Below are 15663 nucleotides of genomic sequence, written 5' to 3' on the forward strand. Positions count from 1 at the left end.
CTTCGTCCGCAACCCGACCACCGTGGTGGAAAGGTGAGCGCGGCCGTGATGGCGGGCCTTTTCCTGCCCGCTTCCCTTCCCGACCGGTGAATTGGCCATGAGCGCATCCGAGCACACCACCCGCCGCGCCGGCCGCATCATGAGCTGGCTGGCCGCGCTGGCCCTCCTCGGCCTGCTGTGGTTGTACTTCGAGAATGCCCTGCAGAAGCGCGACAACCCCAACCACGGCCTCGTCGCCCAGCCCGGCGGCAGCGGCGAACTCACGCTGCGGCGGAACCGCATGGGCCACTACGTGGCCCCCGGCACCATCAACGGCCAGCCGGTCACCTTCCTGCTGGATACCGGCGCCACCCTGGTGTCGGTGCCCGCCCACCTGGGCAGCGAACTCGGCCTCAAGCCCGGCGGCACCGCCCAGGTGATGACTGCCAACGGCGGCGTCACCGTGCGCACCACCCGCATCGCCGAGCTCGGCTTCGGCCCCTTCCTCGCCCAGGACGTGCGCGCCCACCTCAACCCCGGCATGAAGGACGACCAGGTGCTGCTGGGCATGAGCGTGCTCGGCAACCTGGAATTCACCCAGCGCGGCGATACGCTGGTGCTGCGGGCGCCAGGGCTCTGAGCTTCCTGCGGAAGCTGGCATTGCAGCTCAAACCGCCGCCCCGGCTTCACCATGCGTGGCTGCCGTCCATCAGGCTCGCAGCCCGCCGCCTGAAGCCCGCAACTCCCCCTGATTCCGCCTGATCCCTCTCAGGCCGCCACCAGCCGCCACAGCGAAGTCAGCTCTGCCGCGCGTGCCGCATGCAGCGGATCGTCCTCGTCCATCACCTTCGGATGGCGCGGGCGGATGTCCAGGCGCTCACGCACCAGCAGGCCGGCATCGGCGATCCAGCCCAGCAGGGTTTCGCGGCTGCGCAGGCCCAGGTGCTCCGCCAGGTCCGAGATCAGCAGCCACCCCTCGCCACCGGGCGCCAGATGGGCCGCCAGCCCGGCGAGAAAGCCCCTCAGCATGCGGCTGTCCGGGTCGTAGATGGCGTACTCCAGCGGCGCGCTGGGCTTGGCCGGCAGCCAGGGCGGATTGCACACCACCAACTCGGCGCGGCCTTCGGGGAAGAGATCCACCTGCTGCAACTCCACCTTCTGCGCCAACTTCAGCCTTGCCAGGTTGTCCGCCGCGCAGGCCAGCGCGCGTTCGTCCTGGTCGGTGGCCACCACCCGGCCCACCCCACGCCGCGCCAGCACCGCCGCCAGCACGCCGCTGCCGGTGCCGATGTCGAAGGCGGTGCGCAGACCCGCCGGCAGACTCGCCTTGGCCACCAGATCCACGTATTCGCCCCGCAGCGGCGAGAACACGCCGTAATGCACATGCAGCCGCCCGCCCAGCGCAGGCACCTCCACCCCCTTGCGCCGCCACTCGTGGGCGCCTATCAGGCCCAGCAGCTCGCGCAGGGAGACCAGCGCCGGCTGGCCGTCGGCCGCGCCCCAGGCTTCGCCGCAGGCCTCGGCCACGTCCGGCGCGCGCCGCAGCGGAATGCGGTAGTCGCCCTCCAGCGGCAGCAACAGCATGCCCAGGGTGTGCGCGCGCTGGGCCTGGGCCTGGCGATGTAAGTGGAAGGCCTGGGCCGGCGTTGCGGCGGGCTTGTCATCCTTGCCGCCTTTTCCCCCCTTGCGCACAGCCTTGCGGCCGATGCGGCGATTCATCGCCTGCAGCAGCTGGCGGGCGTTATGGAAATCGCCCCGCCACAGGATGGCGGTGCCCTCGCAGGCCAGCCGGAAGGCCGCATCCGCGTTCAGGCTGTCATCGGCGACGACGATGCGCCGCGGCACCGGCGCGCCGCTCTCCGAGCGCCAGCGGGCGCGATGGGTAGCGCCGTTCTCCTCCCACTGCACTTCGGCCGCGGCGTTCATCGGCGGGCTCTGGCAAGGGAGGAAGTCAGGCGGGACGGCAGGCAGCGGAAAAAGCTCACGGGAGAAACCTGTGGAAAAGAGGAAAGAGGCCGCAATGGCACGGAGAACGGCAGCCTATCGGTAAGGCTGCCAACCTGGCTGCCAGCACGGTCTAGCGCCTCCGGCAACGAACGCCGGCCTGCCCAAACCGGAAGTGCCGCGCTTTCAATGGGGCTGGAACGAAACACTCAGTGCAGGGCGCGCATGGTAACGCCGCCCGGCGCCGCCTGCAGCCACCTCAGCCTGGCCCGGTCGGCAGCAACGCCTCGGCACAGAGCTCGCCGCTGAGGAGGTCCACCACCCGCACCGAAATGCGGTCCTCCGCCACCAGTAGCTCGCCGGCCGAGACCGGCAGCTTGAACCTGCGCGGACCAGCGCTGCCAGGATTGACCAGCAGCACGCCGTCGCGCACCACCGCCGCCGGTTTGTGGGAATGGCCGGCCACCACCACCCGGCAGTCGGCGCCGGCCGCGCCCGGCGGCAGGCGGGGCAACTCATGGATCACGCACAGCTGGCGGCCGCCGCCCAGGTCCAGCCAGTCCAGCTCGGGCAAGGGTTCCGGAGCCGGGCCGTGATCGTTGTTGCCGTAGACGGCGGTCAGCGGCGCGATGCGCGCCAGGGTGTCGAGGATGCCGCGGTCACCGATGTCGCCGGCGTGCACGATGGCGTCCGCGCCCTGCAGGAAGGCCTCCGCTTCCGGCCGGAGCAGGCTATGGGTGTCGGAAATCAGGCCGATGCGCCGCACGGTTCCCTCCGTTGAAAAGCTGTGCAAGTAGGGAGGAGCGGAATGTGGATAAGTTGCGTGGCGGCTAACAGCGGATTTTTCATCAACAATCGGTCCCGCTTTTCCTCCAGCGCTTCTCCACGCCTTTTCCCGCGCCCGGAAGGCCCGATTTTGCTGGGCTTTCCGGCTTTATCCACAGAAAGGGCCGGTACACTAATCTTTATGTTTGTTTACATCTTTAAAAACTGTGTACACCCATTGACGCTGCCCGGCTGAGGGAAAACCTGGCCGGGATCTCGGCACCGACCTTAGAAAGGCGCGTCGCTGGCAGTCACGCTGCCGGAAACCACCGGGCTGGCCTCCGCCGCCTTGACCTCGCCGCCCAGCGCCTCGACCACCGCCGGCAGCAAGCGGGCAAGCTCAGCGGTCATCAGGGCGAATTCGGCGTTGAACAGGGCCTCGGCATCTTCGGCGCTGCCTTCGATCTGGTCGCGCACCACGTCCAGGAAGTCCAGGCGCTTGATCTCCAGCTTCTCGGTGAGCACGAAGCTGATGCGGTCATCGAAGGTCAGGGCGAGGCGCGTGGGCAGCTTGCCGGCCGCCAGATGGCCCTTGACCTCGTTGCCTTCGAGGGAATGGCGTACGTAGCGCACCGCGGCCTTGTCCTCGGTCACCGAGCGCAGTTCGCAGTCCTGGTCGATGGTGAAGCCGCCCGGCGCCTCGTCGCCCGCCAGCCAGTCGGCCATTGCCGAAACCGGCGACAGTTCGGTGCGCAGCAGGGCCAGCGGGAAGCTGTCCAGGCTCTGGCGCAGCATCTCCAGCACGTCCTCGGCGCGCGCCAGGCTGGAAGCATCCACCGCCAGCCAGCCATTGACCGGATCGATCCAGGCGTAGACCTTGCGGCGGCGGGTGAAGGCGCGCGGCAACAGCTCCTGAGTGATCTGCTCGCGCAGGTCCTTCAGCTGCTTGCGGCCCAGCTTGTAGCCCTGCTGTTCGGCGATTTCCTCCGCCCGCTCATCGGCTACCTGCTTGACCACGGAGGAGGGCAGCAACTTGCCTTCCGCGCCCAGGGCGATCAGCCACTGGTCGCCCACCGCGTGCACCAGCACATCGTTGCCCAGCGGCGACATCCAGCCGCGGCTCTCCATGTCCTGGCTGCCGCAGGGCTGGAAGGTCTTTTTCGCCAGTTGCTCTTCCAGCTTTTCGATGGGCAGGTCCCACTTGGCGGGCAGGCGGTAGAGCTGCAGATTCTTGAAGTACATGGTTTTTTCTTTCCTAGGCAAACATGAAAACGGCGCCCGCCACCGAGGGCGGGCGCCGGCTATGGGGAATTACTGGAGACGGCCGGATTCTGCGATCATGCGGATGACCTTGAGCGTGTCCAGGTCGGACTGGTGATAGGCCGAACGCACGAAGTCGGCGTAGCGGCCATCCTCGCCGCCACCGTCCTCCTGTAGCCCGGTGCGGTACTCGAAGCGCAGGAAGAGGGCGCCCGGCTGGGGTTCCTCGATGCGGATGGTGAGCCAGCCGCCAGGATGCTCCGGCGTGGCCTCGGATTCGAACCGTATCCACTCCAGCTCGCTGAAGGTGACACGGTCGCGGATCACCGCGCTGCCGAAGCGCAGCTCGCGCAGCAGCATGCCTTCGCCGCGCTCCATGATCTCGCAGGCCTCCAGGCCGGGCAGGAAGGGGCGGGCGTCCTCCGCCCGGCACAGCAGGCCGAACCACAGTTCCTCGCGGCTCAGCGCGGTCGCGGCGGGGTCGGCGAGGTCGTTGACCTCGACCAGATGTTCAAACTTCAAGGCGAAACTCCTGTCCGGTCGGCCGGCTAGTTTACCCCCAGGCCGCCACCGGCAAGCCGACCTGCTCGCCGCCACCGGGAGCGGACTGCCCTCCGTTTCTTCTACTCGGGGAGACGGCCGGGATACCATGCCGCCCATGCAACTCGAACGTCTCCTCCACTCCCAGGGCTTCGGCAGCCGCAAGCAATGCCGCGCCCTGATCCGTGCCGGCCTGGTCAGCGTCGCCGGCGAACCTTGCGAAAACCCCTTCCAGGAAGTCGAACCCGGCGGCGGTCAGGATCTGCCCGGCCTGGCGTTCAGCGTCGATGGCCAGGCCTGGAACTACCGCCAGCGCGCCTGCCTGATGCTGCACAAGCCCGCCGGCTACGAATGCTCCCACCTGCCCACCCATCACCCCTCCGTCTTCTCGCTGCTGCCGCCCGAGCTGAAGGAGCGCGGCGTGCAGTGCATAGGCCGGCTGGACCAGGACACCACCGGTCTGCTGCTGCTGTCCGACGATGGCCAGTTCATCCACCAGTGGAGTTCGGGCAAGAAGCGCATTCCCAAGCGCTACCGGGTCACCCTGAAGCATGCGGTGGAAGACAGCCTGGTGCAGGCCCTGCTGAGCGGCGTGCAACTGCACGACGAACCTGCGCCCATCGCCGCGGCCGCCTGCGAACTCACCGGCAGCCACACCCTGGCGCTGACCATCTGCGAAGGCAAGTACCACCAGGTGAAGCGCATGGTGGCTGCGGCCGGCAACCGGGTCGAAGCCCTGCAGCGGCAGAGCGTGGGCGGGCTGGTGCTGGATGCGGCGGATCTGCCCGAAGGCCAGTGGCGCTGGCTGACGCCAGCGGACCTGCAGCAACTGGCCGACTTCAGCTGAGCCTTCCTTTCTGTTTCTCGAGACCCGCCGCGGCGGGTTTTTTTATGTCTGCCTGTGAAGGTTGCGGCACGGTTTGGTTGTAGTGTTTTTTCTTATATATAGAAAACAAAGATGTTAACAGTGGGCGAAAATCTGTGGATAAGTCCGCTTCCCCCAGCAAGCACAAGCCCGCTAACGGAAGAACAAACCCTGTGTAACCCCGCTCGTCGCTTGTGGATGGAATGTCCATGATTTTTTGGCCGACGGCTTCCGGACCCTTTGTCCACAACCTCTCCCGAACTTCCTCTGCGGTTTTTCCACGTTGACAATGAGTCACTTCCATGCTCGGCCCACTTCCTGGGAAATCTTCTGCCAGGTTGTGGATAACTTTGGGGATATTGGCGTCTGCCTGCGCCTCGCCCGGTCGCTGGCTGCCGATCCGGACCGCGCGGTACGCCTCTGGGTGGATGACTGGCAGGCCCTCTCGCGCCTCTGCCCGGCCGCTGCCGGCTTGCCGGCCGAGGGCGGAAAAGTTGAGGGCGTGGAGCTGCGGCGCTGGCGTTCGCCCTTCCCGGCTGTTGAACCTGCGGAGGTCGTGATCGAAGCCTTCGCCTGCGAGATCCCACCCAGCCATCTGCAGGCGATGGCGGTCCGGCCGCAGCCGCCGCAGTGGATCAACCTCGAGTACCTGTCCGCCGAAGACTGGGTGGCCGGCTGCCATGGGCTGGCCTCTCCGCACCCGCGGCTGGCGCTGGCGAAGCGCTTCTTCTTCCCCGGTTTCACTGCCGACACCGGCGGCCTGCTGCGGGAAAGTGGGCTGCTGGTGGCGCGGGATGCCTTCCAGGCTGAGGGGCGCGCAGCCTGGCTGGCCGCCGCCGGCCCGGCCGGCCAGCCGGACGACACCCTGTGGGTCTCCCTGTTCGCCTACGAGCAGCCCGGTCTGGCGGCGCTGGCCGAATGCTGGGCGCAGGGCGACAGGCCGGTCTGCCTGCTGGTGCCGGAGGGCCGGGTGCTGGCGGACCTTGCCGCGGCTTTCGGGCGCCCGCGGCTGGAAGTTGGGGAAACGGCGAGGCGGGGGGCGCTGTCGGCCCGGGTGCTGCCCTTCACCGACCAGGCGGGCTACGACCGCCTGCTGTGGGCCTGTGATCTCAACCTGGTGCGCGGCGAGGACTCCTTCGTCCGCGCGCAATGGGCGGCGCGGCCGCTGGCGTGGCACATCTATGCCCAGGAAGAAGAGGCCCATTTCCGCAAGCTGCAGGCCTTCCTCGACCTCTACGGCGCGGACCTGCAAACGCCGGCCCGGCAGGCGCTGACGGATTTCTGGCTGGCCTGGAACGGCCGCGGCGACACGGCCGCCGCCTGGCTCCCCTTTGTTGCGGTACTGCCAGACTTAGCGCGGCATGCACGGCAATGGTCGGCCCGCCAGGCGGTGCTGCCGGACCTCGTTGCGCGCCTGCTCGAATTGTGCACACACAGTGTCAAAGCAAACGGGTAAGATGCCGGGTTTTTAATGATTCGCTTGCGGCCGTTGCCGCACGGGAAGACGCATGAAAACCGCTCAGGAACTCCGCTCCGGCAACGTCATCATGGTGGGCAGCGACCCGCTGGTGGTCCAGAAGGCCGAATACAACAAGTCCGGCCGCAATGCTGCCGTCGTGAAGATGAAGCTCAAGAACCTGCTGACCGGCGCGCCGTCGGAAGCGGTTTACAAGGCCGACGACAAGTTCGAGGTCGTGCAGCTGGATCGCAAGGAAGTCACCTACTCCTACTTCGCCGACCCGATGTACGTGTTCATGGACGCCGAGTACGAACAGTACGAAGTCGAAGCCGAGAACATGACCGACGCGCTGAAGTACCTGGAAGACGGCCTCGCCTGCGAAGTCGTGTTCTACAACGGCAAGGCCATTTCGGTCGAACTGCCGAACAGCGTGGTGCGCGAAGTCACCTACACCGAACCCGCCGTCAAGGGCGACACCTCCGGCAAGGTCATGAAGCCGGCGACCATCGGTACCGGTTTCGAACTGCCCGTTCCCGCCTTCGTGGAAATCGGCGACAAGATCGAAATCGACACCCGCACCGACGAGTATCGCGCCCGCGTGAAGTGATCGCGCTGGGGTGAGAAGAAAGGGGCCGTCCAGGCCCCTTTTTCATTTCTGCTTTCTTTTCCGTTGCTTACGCATCGCAACCTTTTACTTTGGGCTGATCTGTTCAGCTTAATGTAAGCTTCGCGCCTTTCCAGTTTTCCCCTTTCTTCGAGGAACGCCGTCCATGAAACCGCTGCTGGCCGCCACGGCCCTTGCTTCCCTCCTGTTGCTGACCGCCTGCGAAGGGCAGGGGCCGGCCGAGAAAGCGAGCGACAAGATGGGAGAAGCGGTTGAAGCGATCAAGGATGCGGCCGACAAGGCCGGTGAAGCCGCGCGCAAGGCTGGCGAGGCCGGTGAAGCCGCGGTGGAAGCCGCCGGCGAGACGCTGAAGGAAACCGCCGAGACCGGCAGCGAAAAGGTGGAACGCGCCACCGAGGCGGCGGGCGATTCCGCCCGAGACGCCAAGCAGGCCACCGAACAGGCGACCCGCCGCATCGCCGATGCCACCCGCGAGGCCGCGCAGAAGCTGAAGGCGGTGGGACGCGAGGCGGTGGAATCGGTGCGCGGCGAGGGCGGCAGCGCCGACAAGCAGTAAGCGGGCAGCAAGCCGGTGCCCCGGCCGGCGTCGATTTCCGGGCGTAACTGAATATTTGAACAGCAGAAAGGCCGGCGGACGAATAGAATCGCTGTTCCGATTTCGTCCGCCCTTCGCCTTTCATGTCCGCCGACGCCAAAGACAGCATCCGCATTCGCGGAGCGCGCCAGAACAACCTCCGCAACCTTTCCCTGGACTTGTCGCTGAACCGCCTGACGGTGGTCACCGGCGTGTCCGGCTCGGGCAAGTCCTCGCTGGTGTTCGACACCCTCTACGCCGAGGGCCAGCGCCGCTACGTCGAAACCTTCTCGCCCTACGCGCGCCAGTTCCTGGACCGCATGGACAAGCCGCAGGTGGACCGCATCGAAGGCGTGCCGCCGGCCATCGCCATCGACCAGACCAACCCGGTGCGCACCTCGCGCTCCACCGTCGGCACCATGACCGAGCTGGCGGACCACTTCAAGCTGCTCTACGCCCGCAGCGCCCATCTGCACTGCCGCCGCTGCGGCGAGCCGGTGCGGCGCGACACTCCGGCCAGCATCGCCGCCGACCTGGCGGCGCGCTGCGAGGCGGCGGGCGATCCGCGGCTGGCGATGTGCTTCCCGGTGACGGTGCCGAAGAACTTCAGCGAGGACGAAGTCACCGCCCTGCTCAACGCCCAGGGCTACACCCGCATCCACAACCGCGAGTCCGGCTCCGACGGCGACGTGCTGCAAGTGGTGCAGGACCGCTTCCGCCTCTCCGGCGCCGACCCGGCCCGCCTCGGCGAAGCACTGGAAACGGCGCTGCAGCGTGGCCACGGCCGGCTGGCGGTGTTCGCCAGCGGCGACGGCGTGGCCGGCGGAGAGGCCAGCTGGCGCTACTCCACCGACCTGCACTGCGCGCCCTGCGACATCCACTACGGCGATCCCACGCCGGCGCTGTTCTCCTTCAACTCGCCCATAGGCGCTTGCGACACCTGCCGTGGTTTCGGCCGCGTCATCGGCGTCGACTTCGGCCTGGTGATCCCGGACGAATCCAAGACCCTGGCCGAAGGGGCGGTCAAACCCTGGCAGACGCAGAGCTACCGCGAATGCCAGGACGACATGGCGAAGATGGCCAAGAAGTACGGCGTCGCCATGAACATCCCTTTTCGCGATCTGCCGCCGGAGCACCGCCAGTGGGTGCTGGAGGGCGATCCGGAATGGAAGAGCTGGGAATCCTCCTGGCCGCGGCGCTGGTACGGCGTGCGCCACTTCTTCGACTGGCTGGAGACCAAGGCCTACAAGATGCACATCCGGGTGCTGCTGTCGCGCTACCGCAGCTACACCGAATGCCCCGCCTGCCACGGCGCCCGGCTGAAGCCGGAAGCCCTGCTGTGGCGCCTGCCGGTGCCCGGCGGCGAAGGCGGCCGCGGCCTCGCCGTCCATGAACTGTTCGGCCTGCCGGTGGACAGGGTGCGTACCGCGGTGGCGGCGCTGGCGCTGCCGGAAGCCGGCGCCGACGAGGCTACCGAGCTGGTGCTGGGCGAAATCCGCAGCCGCATCGACTACCTCGCCGATGTCGGCCTCGGCTACCTCACGCTGGACCGCCAGTCGCGCACCCTGTCCGGCGGCGAAGTGCAGCGCATCAACCTCACCACCGCGCTCGGCACCTCGCTGGTGAACACCTTGTTCGTGCTCGACGAACCGTCCATCGGCCTGCATCCGCGCGACATCGGCCGCATCCTCGGCGTGATGACCCGGCTGCGCGACGCCGGCAACACCCTGGTGGTGGTGGAGCACGACCCGCAACTGATGGTGGCCGCCGATGAACTGCTGGAGATCGGCCCCGGCCCCGGCGAGCGTGGCGGCAACATCGTCGCCCGCGGCACACCGGCGGAAATCGCCGCCGATCCCGCCTCGGTCACCGGCCCCTGGCTGGCCGGGCGCAAGAAGATAGACGTCTCCCGCCCGCCGCGGCCGGTGGCGGACGACACCCCGCGGCTGATCCTGGCCGGCGCCTCGGAGCACAACCTCAAGGCGCTCACCGTCGCCTTCCCGCTGCAGCGCCTGGTCTGCCTCACCGGTGTATCCGGCTCCGGCAAATCCACCCTGATACAGGACGTGCTCTACCCGGCGCTGGCCAAGCACTTCGGCGAAGGCGCCGAAGCGCCGGGCGCCTTCGAGCGGCTGGAAGGCGCGGATAAGCTGCGCGGCGTGGTCATGGTGGACCAGTCGCCCATCGGCAAGAGCTCCCGCTCCAACCCGGTGAGCTACGTCGGCGCCTGGGACCCCATCCGCAACCTGTTCGCCGGCTTGGCCGAGGCCAAGGAGCGCGGCTACACCCCCGGCACCTTCAGCTTCAACTCCGGCGACGGCCGCTGCCCCACCTGCACCGGCTCAGGCTTCGAGCATGTGGAGATGCAGTTCCTGTCCGACGTCTGGCTGCGCTGCCCGGACTGCGAAGGCAAGCGCTACCGGCCGGAAGTGCTGGAGCTGCAATGGCGCGAGCGCTCGGTGGCCGAGGTGCTGGAGATGACGGTGCGCGAGGCGCTGGATTTCTTCGCCGACCAGCCCAAGGTGCTGGCCGCGCTGGCGCCGCTGGCGGACGTTGGCCTGGACTATCTGCGCCTGGGCCAGCCGGTGCCCACGCTGTCCGGCGGCGAGGCCCAGCGCCTCAAGCTCGCCGGCCATCTCGCCGAAGCGGCGCAGAAGAAGGGCAAGAAGAGCAGTGGCAAGGAAGCGCAAGGCGGCCTGCTGTTCCTGTTCGATGAACCCACCACCGGCCTGCACTTCGAGGACGTCGCCACCCTGCTGGGCGCTTTCGGCAAGCTGCTGGAGGCGGGCAACTCGCTGATCGTCATCGAGCACAACCTCGACGTGATCGCCGCCGCCGACTGGATCATCGACCTCGGCCCCGAGGGCGGCGACGCCGGCGGCGGCATCGTGGTGGATGGTCCGCCGGAGGTGGTGCGGGAGCACAAGACCTCCCACACCGGCGCCGCGCTACGCGACTACGCCGCCGAGCTCGCCCGCACCCGGCGCAAGGCCCTGCCCAAGGCGGCGGAAAAGCGCGCCAGCTACCGGCCGGTGGCGGCGCCGGCGATCGAGATCCGTCATGCCCGCGAGCACAACCTCAAGAACGTCTCGCTGCAGATCCCGCGCGACAAGTTCACCGTGATCACCGGCCTGTCCGGCTCCGGCAAGTCCACCCTGGCCTTCGACATCGTCTTCGGCGAGGGCCAGCGCCGCTACCTGGAGTCGCTCAACGCCTACGCCCGCCAGTTCGTGCAGCCGGCCAGCCGGCCGGATGTGGACGGCCTGTTCGGCATTCCGCCCACGGTGGCCATCGAACAGCGCACCAGCCGTGGCGGGCGCAAGAGCACGGTGGCCACGCTCACCGAAATCCATCCCTTCCTGCGCCTGCTCTACGTCAAGCTCGGCACCCAGTACTGCCCTACCTGCGACGTGCCGGTGACGCCGCAGAGCTTCGAAGCCATCGTCGCCCAGCTGATGCGCGACTACCGTGGCCAGTCCATCGAACTGCTGGCGCCGCTGGTGGTGAACCGCAAGGGCCTGTACACCGACCTCGCCAAGTGGGCACGCGGCAAGGGCTACGAGCAGCTGCGGGTGGATGGCGAATACCTGCCCACCGCCAAGTGGCCGCGGCTGGACCGCTACAAGGAACACAACATCGAGCTGCCGGTGGGCATGGTCAAGCTCGCCGCCAACAAGGAAGCCCTGCTGCGCGAGCGGGTGCATGAGGCGCTGGAGCACGGCAAGGGCGTGCTCAAGGTGGTGGAACTGGGCAAGCTGGGCGCCGCGCCGGTCACCTTTTCCACCCAGCGCGCCTGCCCCAGCTGCGGCACCGGCTTTCCCGAGCCGGACCCGCGGCTGTTCTCCTACAACGCCAAGCACGGCTGGTGCCCCAGCTGCTACGGCACCGGCCTGAAAGTAGCCGGCAAGGTGGAAGATCCGGACGCGCTGGACCTCGGCGATGCCGAGGAAACCGTGCACGGCAACGAAGCCTGCCCCGCCTGCCACGGCGCGCGGCTGAATCCGGTGGCGCGCGCGGTGCGCTTCCGCGACCAGGGCCTGCACCAGCTCGCCGAACTGCCGGTGGACAGGGCCGCCGGCTTCTTCGCCGCGCTGGAGCTGGCGCCGCGCGAGGCCGACATTGCCCGAGACCTGGTCAGCGAAATCCGCGGCCGGCTGGATTTCCTCCAGCACGTCGGCCTCGGCTACCTGGCGCTGGATCGCGCCGCGCCCACGCTGTCCGGCGGCGAGGCGCAGCGCATCCGCCTGGCGGCCCAGCTCGGCTCCAACCTGCGCGGGGTCTGCTACATCCTGGACGAACCCACCATAGGCTTGCATCCGCGCGACAACCGTTTGCTGCTGGACACCCTGGAAGTGCTGCGCGATCGCGGCAACACCCTGCTGGTGGTGGAGCACGACGAGGACACCATACGCCGCGCCGACCACGTCATCGACCTCGGCCCCGGCGCCGGCGTGCGCGGCGGCCGGGTGGTGGCCGAAGGCACGCTGCCGGCGCTGATCGCCGCGCCGGAATCCGCCACTGGTGCCTGCTTCCGCGCGCCGCTGCAGCATCCGCTGCGGCCGCGCCGCGCGGTGGCGGCGCGCCATCCCGCCATCCAGGTGCGCGGCGCCAACCTGCACAACCTGCGCAATGTCGATGCGAAAGTGCCGCTGGCCCGCCTCACCGTGGTCACCGGCGTTTCCGGCTCGGGCAAATCCTCGCTGGCGCGGGACGTCATCCACGCCAACCTGCGCGCCCTGCTCGGCGATCCGGAAGCGGTGCGCGCCCGCCGCCGCGGCAAGGCGCAGCCGGAGGAAAGCAATCACACCCTGGTCGGCTGCCGCGCCATCGACGGCTGGCAGCAGGTCGGCCGCGTGCTGGAGGTGGACCAGACCCCCATCGGCAAGACGCCGCGCTCCTGCCCGGCCACCTACGTCGGTTTCTGGGACGCCATCCGCAAACTCTTCGCCGATACTTTCGACGCCCGCACGCGTGGCTGGAACGCCTCGCGCTTCTCCTTCAACACCGGCGCCGGTCGCTGCCCGGTGTGCGACGGCGCCGGCCAGACCACGGTGGAGATGAACTTCCTGCCGGATGTGAAGACGCCCTGCGAAGCCTGCGGCGGCGCCCGCTTCAACCCGGAGACGCTGTCGGTGCGCTGGCGCGAGAAGACGGTGGCCGAGGTGCTGGCGATGCCGGTGGACGAGGCAGTGGGCTTCTTCGCCGCCCATCCCGCGGTGGCGCATCCGCTGCAGCTGCTGCAGGACGTCGGCCTCGGCTACCTCACGCTGGGCCAGCCCAGCCCGACGCTGTCCGGCGGCGAGGCCCAACGCATCAAGCTGGTCACCGAGCTGGCCAAGGTGCGCAAGCGCGCCGGCGATCCGGTGGATACCGGCGGCGAACCGCTGCCGGCGGACAAGCACACGCTCTACGTGCTGGACGAGCCGACGGTGGGTTTGCACATGGCGGACGTGGACAAGTTGATCCGGGTGCTGCACCGCCTGGCGGACGCCGGCCACACCGTGCTCGTCATCGAGCACGACCTGGACGTGATGGCGGAGGCCGACTGGCTGATCGACCTCGGCCCGGAAGGCGGCGAGGGCGGCGGCGAGATCGTTGCCGAAGGGCCGCCGGAAGTGGCGATGGCGCAGCAGCGCTCCCACACCGGCCGCCACCTGGTGGAATTCCTCGCCAGCCGGCAGGGCGTGGCGGCCCCGCCTGCCAGCGGTAGCTGACGGAGGCGATCACGCCGCGTTTTTCGTCGCCATGGCGGCAGGCGTTGGCACAGTAGAGGTAGCGCTGGTTGAAATGTAAGCGGCGCTAAGGGCCAGCTTAGAAGCGTAGGTCTTTATTTCCAGTTCCAGGCCGGCACTGCGCTCCTTGCTGGTCCGCCGAGGGCCGTGCGGCCTGGAATGCTGCTCGGTCCGTTGTGCTGGAACCAGCGGTAGCGATGTGTCCGCAGCTGCGGAAAACCCTGTGGACAAGGGGTGCCCGCTGTTGCATCTTGCGGTCGCCAGGCCGGCTGTATTTGCTGCGGCGCGGAAACCAATCCAGGCTTGTCCGGTCCGTGCAGTCGTCCGTTTTTCAACCAGGATCATTCCGAATGAACAAAAAGCTGATCCGGGTATGGGATCTTCCCACCCGGCTGTTCCACTGGCTGCTGCTGGCACTGGTGGTCGGTGCCTTCGTCACCGGCCTGCTCGGCGGCAACCTCATCGTCTGGCATGGCCGCCTCGGCATTGCCATTACCGGCCTGCTGGCTTTCCGCCTGGTGTGGGGCGTGGCCGGTTCCACCTACGCCCGCTTTGCCACCTTCGTGCCCGGTCCGGCCCGCATTTCTGCCTATCTGCGCGGCCAATGGCAGGGTGTAGGTCACAACCCGCTGGGGGCGCTGTCGGTGCTGGCGCTGCTGTTGGTGTTGCTGTTCCAGGTGGTCAGCGGCCTGCTGTCCAACGACGACATCGCCTTTACCGCGCCGCTGTATTCGCTGGTTTCCAAGGACACCAGCGACTGGCTTACCGGCCTGCACCGCCAGAACATGTGGGTGATCGTTGCACTGGTGGTGGTGCATGTGGCAGCCATCCTGTTCTACGCCCGGGTGAAGAAGGACAACCTGGTGAAACCCATGATCACCGGGGTGAAGGAAGTGAGCGAAGGCGCGGCACGCCCGGCCAGTGGCGGCGGCGCGCTCGCCTTCATGGTGGCGGCCGCGGTGGCCGGCTGTGTCGCCTGGGCGAGTGCCGGCGGGCTGCTGGCACCGTCCCCTCCGCCCCCGCCGGCGCAGGAAGCGCCGGCCTGGTAAGGCCAGGTTGCGGAAAGAGAAACGCCCCGGATGACCGGGGCGTTTCTCTATTCATGCCGGCACCGCTTCGTGCGGTCCGGCACAGCGGCCGGACGTCCGCCGGTGCACCCTATCGGGTGGGTGGCGGAGCTTGCCCGGCCAGCGCTCAGTCGGCGCGGAACTTGTCGTGACAGGCTTTGCAGTTCTTGCCGACTTCGCCGAAGGCAGCCTGCACCGCGGCCTTGTCGCCAGTGGCGGCGGCAGAAGCGAGCTTGGTGGTGGCGGCGTTGAAGTCGGTGGCGATGCGGCCGACTTCCTGCATGTTCTGGAACAGTTCCGGCTTCGCGCGGGTCTTCTGGTCACCGACGTCCTTCTCGGTACCCGGGCCATACAGCGCGCCCATGCCGGAGTTGGCGATGCCGGCAATGGCATTGGCGGCGGCGATCACCTGGTCCTTGTTGTAGGTGCCTTCCAGGTTGCTCTTGATCTTGCCCATGTTCCAGCTCATGAAGCTGTAACCCGCCTTGCGGTACTTGATCTGGTCTTCGGGCTTGGCCTGGGCGGAAGCGGTGGCGGCGAAGCTGAAGGCGGCGATGCCGAAAGCGGCGAGGGCGATGCTTTTTTTCATATGTTCCTCGTGGGACGTGGTTGATGAAAGCGTATGACAAGGGCGATGAGCCCCGGACGGGCTAGACAGCCGGGGCCCTCAAAAGGTTCGGCTGCGATCTGCCCGGATGTTGCATTGCAGTGATGGATGATGGGTGTGTGCTGAAGAAACCCGAAATGGGTATCTGAGCGAGGTTGCGGATAGGGATGGATTTAAGCTCTTCGTCGTATGGTCGTAGACAGCCATAAGAAAGACAACAACGCAGCAAGGCAACAGGGTGGCAGA

13 protein-coding genes are annotated in these 15663 nt (G+C 67.7%); 7 read left to right on the top strand and 6 right to left on the bottom strand.

Features of this window, described 5'->3' with window-relative positions; all coding sequences use genetic code 11:
• The first annotated feature begins 97 nt into the window (after nt 1-97).
• The gene (locus GRF61_RS00465; protein ID WP_169148779.1) at nt 98-619 is read left to right on the top strand and encodes a TIGR02281 family clan AA aspartic protease; all 522 of its coding nucleotides are present in this window, start codon (nt 98-100) and stop codon (nt 617-619) included.
• A gap of 128 nt (nt 620-747) precedes the next feature.
• Here the strand turns inward: GRF61_RS00465 and GRF61_RS00470 are convergent, their stop codons facing one another.
• The 4 genes from GRF61_RS00470 to GRF61_RS00485 form a co-directional block, all read right to left on the bottom strand.
• The gene (locus tag GRF61_RS00470) at nt 748-1905 is read right to left on the bottom strand and encodes a class I SAM-dependent methyltransferase (protein ID WP_169148780.1); all 1158 of its coding nucleotides are present in this window, start codon (nt 1903-1905) and stop codon (nt 748-750) included.
• 277 nt (nt 1906-2182) lie between these two features.
• Entirely contained in the window at nt 2183-2689 is a 507-nt protein-coding gene (locus GRF61_RS00475) for a metallophosphoesterase family protein (protein ID WP_169148781.1), read from the bottom strand.
• 287 nt (nt 2690-2976) lie between these two features.
• Nucleotides 2977-3930, bottom strand: a complete 954-nt coding sequence (locus GRF61_RS00480) for a recombination-associated protein RdgC (protein ID WP_169148782.1) — start codon at nt 3928-3930, stop codon at nt 2977-2979.
• A 69-nt stretch (nt 3931-3999) separates the two neighbouring features.
• Complete coding sequence (locus GRF61_RS00485; RefSeq protein WP_169148783.1) at nt 4000-4470, bottom strand: SRPBCC family protein; 471 nt, start codon at nt 4468-4470, stop codon at nt 4000-4002.
• Nucleotides 4471-4597: 127 nt separating this feature from the next.
• Here GRF61_RS00485 and GRF61_RS00490 point away from each other — a divergent pair, with 127 nt between their 5' ends.
• Entirely contained in the window at nt 4598-5335 is a 738-nt protein-coding gene (locus GRF61_RS00490) for a 16S rRNA pseudouridine(516) synthase (RefSeq protein WP_169148784.1), read from the top strand.
• Here GRF61_RS00490 and GRF61_RS00495 read toward each other — a convergent pair.
• Nucleotides 5328-5657, bottom strand: coding sequence for a hypothetical protein (locus GRF61_RS00495; protein ID WP_169148785.1), 330 nt, complete (start codon nt 5655-5657; stop codon nt 5328-5330). The two genes, GRF61_RS00490 and GRF61_RS00495, sit on opposite strands and share 8 nt — an antisense overlap.
• Here GRF61_RS00495 and earP point away from each other — a divergent pair.
• The 5 genes from earP to GRF61_RS00520 all read left to right on the top strand — a co-directional run bounded on the left by earP (nt 5643) and on the right by GRF61_RS00520 (nt 14792).
• Nucleotides 5643-6809, top strand: a complete 1167-nt coding sequence (earP, locus tag GRF61_RS00500) for an elongation factor P maturation arginine rhamnosyltransferase EarP (RefSeq protein ID WP_169148786.1) — start codon at nt 5643-5645, stop codon at nt 6807-6809. The two genes, GRF61_RS00495 and earP, sit on opposite strands and share 15 nt — an antisense overlap.
• A 52-nt stretch (nt 6810-6861) precedes the next feature.
• Nucleotides 6862-7419: an elongation factor P gene (gene efp / locus GRF61_RS00505; RefSeq protein WP_169148787.1), complete on the top strand. Its 558-nt coding sequence runs from the start codon at nt 6862-6864 to the stop codon at nt 7417-7419.
• A 163-nt stretch (nt 7420-7582) separates the two neighbouring features.
• On the top strand, nt 7583-7993 hold the full coding sequence (locus tag GRF61_RS00510) for a hypothetical protein (protein WP_169148788.1): 411 nt from the start codon (nt 7583-7585) through the stop codon (nt 7991-7993).
• Nucleotides 7994-8115: 122 nt separating this feature from the next.
• Entirely contained in the window at nt 8116-13725 is a 5610-nt protein-coding gene (gene uvrA, locus GRF61_RS00515; protein WP_169148789.1) for an excinuclease ABC subunit UvrA, read from the top strand.
• 368 nt (nt 13726-14093) lie between these two features.
• Nucleotides 14094-14792, top strand: a complete 699-nt coding sequence (locus GRF61_RS00520; protein ID WP_169148790.1) for a cytochrome b/b6 domain-containing protein — start codon at nt 14094-14096, stop codon at nt 14790-14792.
• A 145-nt stretch (nt 14793-14937) separates the two neighbouring features.
• Here GRF61_RS00520 and GRF61_RS00525 read toward each other — a convergent pair whose 3' ends face one another.
• Nucleotides 14938-15399 carry a cytochrome c gene (locus GRF61_RS00525; RefSeq protein ID WP_169148791.1) on the bottom strand — a complete coding sequence of 154 codons (462 nt, stop codon included), beginning with the start codon at nt 15397-15399 and terminating at the stop codon, nt 14938-14940.
• Nucleotides 15400-15663: the final 264 nt, after the last annotated feature.

Source organism: Azoarcus sp. TTM-91 (assembly GCF_012911025.1).
Classification (GTDB): domain Bacteria; phylum Pseudomonadota; class Gammaproteobacteria; order Burkholderiales; family Rhodocyclaceae; genus Azoarcus.

Bases quoted from the DNA above. Each gene is read 5' to 3' on its own strand.
- GRF61_RS00510 (WP_169148788.1), top strand. From the start codon at position 7,583: ATGAAACCGCTGCTGGCCGCCACGGCCCTTGCTTCCCTCCTGTTGCTG.
- GRF61_RS00465 (WP_169148779.1), top strand. From the start codon at position 98: ATGAGCGCATCCGAGCACACCACCCGCCGCGCCGGCCGCATCATGAGC.
- GRF61_RS00480 (WP_169148782.1), bottom strand. From the start codon at position 3,930: ATGTACTTCAAGAATCTGCAGCTCTACCGCCTGCCCGCCAAGTGGGAC.
- earP (WP_169148786.1), top strand. From the start codon at position 5,643: ATGAGTCACTTCCATGCTCGGCCCACTTCCTGGGAAATCTTCTGCCAG.
- GRF61_RS00525 (WP_169148791.1), bottom strand. From the start codon at position 15,399: ATGAAAAAAAGCATCGCCCTCGCCGCTTTCGGCATCGCCGCCTTCAGC.
- GRF61_RS00470 (WP_169148780.1), bottom strand. From the start codon at position 1,905: ATGAACGCCGCGGCCGAAGTGCAGTGGGAGGAGAACGGCGCTACCCAT.
- GRF61_RS00490 (WP_169148784.1), top strand. From the start codon at position 4,598: ATGCCGCCCATGCAACTCGAACGTCTCCTCCACTCCCAGGGCTTCGGC.
- efp (WP_169148787.1), top strand. From the start codon at position 6,862: ATGAAAACCGCTCAGGAACTCCGCTCCGGCAACGTCATCATGGTGGGC.
- GRF61_RS00520 (WP_169148790.1), top strand. From the start codon at position 14,094: ATGAACAAAAAGCTGATCCGGGTATGGGATCTTCCCACCCGGCTGTTC.
- GRF61_RS00495 (WP_169148785.1), bottom strand. From the start codon at position 5,657: ATGGAAGTGACTCATTGTCAACGTGGAAAAACCGCAGAGGAAGTTCGG.
- uvrA (WP_169148789.1), top strand. From the start codon at position 8,116: ATGTCCGCCGACGCCAAAGACAGCATCCGCATTCGCGGAGCGCGCCAG.